Raw genomic sequence first — 2,867 nt, forward strand, 5'->3', positions numbered from 1 at the left:
GTTGTCGTACCCGGTGCCCATAATGGGAGGGAACCTGAGCCCCTGGAGGTCCTGTGACCAGCGCCGACGCCCTGCCATCGCTGCGCTCCCGGCTGCGCTCGCTGCGGACCGCCCCCTTCGGCGCGGACCCGGCGGGGGAGCGGATGGAGCGCATCCGCCGCTCGCCCCACTTCGTCGACGGGGTCTTCCAGAACCCGGCGGGCGCGCGGACGCGGCCCTCGGGGTCGACGCTCGAACTGATGAAGGTGTACTTCCGCAAGGAGGAGCGCCGCCGCAGAACGCCCGCCGGCCCCATCCCCCTGCACGGCACGACCCTCGCGGACCTGGCCGGGCCGCCCGCCACCGGGCTGCGGCTCACCTGGATGGGTCATTCCAGCGTGTTCGCCGAGATCGACGGGCGGCGGGTGCTCTTCGACCCGGTGTGGGGCGAGCGCTGCTCCCCCTTCTCCTTCGTCGGCCCCAAGCGGCTGCACGCCGTCCCCGTGCCGCTGGCGTCGCTCGGCCCGCTCGACGTCGTCGTCATCTCGCACGACCACTACGACCATCTCGACATGCCCACGATCCGCGCCCTCGCCGGCACCCGCACGCTCTTCGCCGTGCCGCTAGGCGTCGGAGCCCACCTCGAACGCTGGGGCGTACCGGCCGGCCAGGTGCACGAACTGGACTGGAACGAGACGGTGAAGGTCGCCGGACTCCGCCTGACCGCGACCCCCGCCCGCCACTTCTGCGGCCGTGGTCTGCGCAATCAGCAGCACACCCTGTGGGCGTCGTGGGCCGTCGCCGGACCGGAGCACCGGATCTACCACAGCGGCGACACCGGGTACTTTGACGGCTTCCGGGACATCGGCGCCGAGCACGGCCCGTTCGACGCGACGATGATCCAGATCGGCGCGTACAGCGAGTACTGGCCCGACATCCACATGACCCCCGCCGAGGGCATGCGGGCCCACCTCGACCTCCAGGGCGGCGCGGCGCACGGCCCGTCGAGCGGCCCGATGCTGCCGATCCACTGGGGCACGTTCAACCTCGCCCCGCACCCCTGGTCCGAACCGGCCGAGGGCACCGTCACCGCGGCGAAGGAGGCCGGCGCCCGTATCGCGCTGCCCCGCCCCGGTGAGCCCTTCGAGCCCGGCGCCGAGGTGGCCCTTCCCACTACGCCGTGGTGGCGCGCCGTCGCCGTCGGCCAGGGTCCCGGCCGCCCCGGCGGCGGGCTCCCCGCGGCCCCAGGACGGAAGGTCGGCCCGGGCCGCGTGGCCGACACGGGGGAGCCGGAGACCGCGCCCGCGGTGTAGCGCCCGGAGGGTCCTCCGGGTCTGCGGGAGCCATCGGGTTTTCGGTCTGCAGTACGAGGCGTCATACCAGAGCGGGACGCTGCGCGGGCAAGTTTGGCAACAGCCCGTCGATCATGAAAGGTTGCCGACTACTGTGAGTGCCCGGTGATCAACATGGGGCCACATCACCCAAGTTGAGCCCGGACCGACAGTGGTCGAACAGACGCAGTACGCCGATGCCTGGGGCCCCACGTACCGAGGACACTGATGTCTCAACTTCGCGCACCCGCCGCGCGCGCAGACCGCCGCGAGGGCGGCCGGCACGGACGGCCGGGCGCCCGGTCCCAGCCCCCGCAGCCGATGCCCGACGTCCACATACGGCCTCAGCTTCTGCGCGCCGCGGTCCTGCCGGCCGTCGTGGTCGCCCTGAGCGGCGTCGCGGCCGTGCTGTTCACGCTCAAGGCCACCGCCTCCGAGCCGGCCCGCAGCTTATGGGTCGCCCTCGCGGGGGCCGGAGCGCTCGTCATCGTCTCGCTCGCGGCGGCCGTCGTGGCCGCCGACCGCGCCGCCAAGACCGTGCTCGACCGGTGCACCGCGCTGCGCAGGGCGGGAGCGCGCGGTCAGGCCGACCTGCGGGCGGTCCTGGAGCAGCTGCGGCGCGGCGAGGGACCGCCCGCCCGGCGCACGCCGCCACCCGCCGTGCCCGGCGGTGACGAGTTCGACCGGCTGGAACAGGAGATGGGACGGGCGCACGACGCGGCCGTCGCCGCACTCGTGCAGGCCTCGCAGCTGTCGCACAACGCGGGCGCGGACCAGATGGTCGAGGTCTTCGTCAACCTGGCCCGCCGCCTCCAGTCGCTCGTGCACCGGGAGATCCAGCTGCTCGACGAGCTGGAGAACGACGTCGAGGACCCCGAACTGCTCAAGGGGCTCTTCCACGTCGACCACCTCGCCACCCGCATCCGCAGGCACGCGGAGAACCTCGCCGTCCTCGGCGGCGCGGTCTCCCGCCGCCAGTGGAGCAACCCGGTGACGATGACGGAGGTACTGCGCTCGTCGATCGCCGAGGTAGAGCAGTACTCCCGGGTCAAGCTGGTGCCGCCCATCGACGGCACCCTGCGCGGTCACGCCGTCGCCGACGTCATCCACCTCCTCGCCGAACTCGTGGAGAACGCCACGGTGTTCTCCGCCCCGCACACCACCGTGCTGCTCCGCGCCCAGCACGTCACCGCCGGGCTCGCCATCGAGGTCGAGGACCGCGGCCTGGGCATGCCCCTCGCCGAGCAGAACAAGATGAACGCCCTGCTCCACAACCCGGACAGCGTCAACGTCGGACGCCTGCTCCAGGACGGCCGCATCGGCCTCTTCGTGGTGTCGGCGCTGGCCCGCAGGCACGGCATCACCGTGCGGCTGCAGGCCAACATCTACGGCGGTGTGCAGGCGGTACTCGTCCTTCCGCAGGCACTGCTGGGCGGCGACGAGGACCAGGACGCGCCGACCAGGACGGGGGCCACCGGAACCCGGCAGTCCGTCCCGCCGCCACCGGCCACGCCGCCGTCTGCGCACGAGCCCGTCCCGGCGCCCCCCGCTCCGGCC

At 73.2% G+C, this 2,867-nt stretch carries 2 protein-coding genes; both read left to right on the forward strand.

What is annotated here, in order from left to right; translation table 11 throughout:
• Positions 1 to 53: 53 nt before the first annotated feature.
• Complete coding sequence (locus tag E2E34_RS33105; RefSeq protein ID WP_138905530.1) at positions 54 to 1,292, forward strand: MBL fold metallo-hydrolase; 1,239 nt, start codon at positions 54 to 56, stop codon at positions 1,290 to 1,292.
• A gap of 246 nt (positions 1,293 to 1,538) precedes the next feature.
• A partial coding sequence (locus E2E34_RS33110) for a sensor histidine kinase (protein WP_138905531.1) occupies positions 1,539 to 2,867 on the forward strand: 1,329 nt, incomplete at its 3' end.

Source organism: Streptomyces albidochromogenes (assembly GCF_005981925.1).
GTDB lineage: Bacteria > Actinomycetota > Actinomycetes > Streptomycetales > Streptomycetaceae > Streptomyces > Streptomyces albidochromogenes.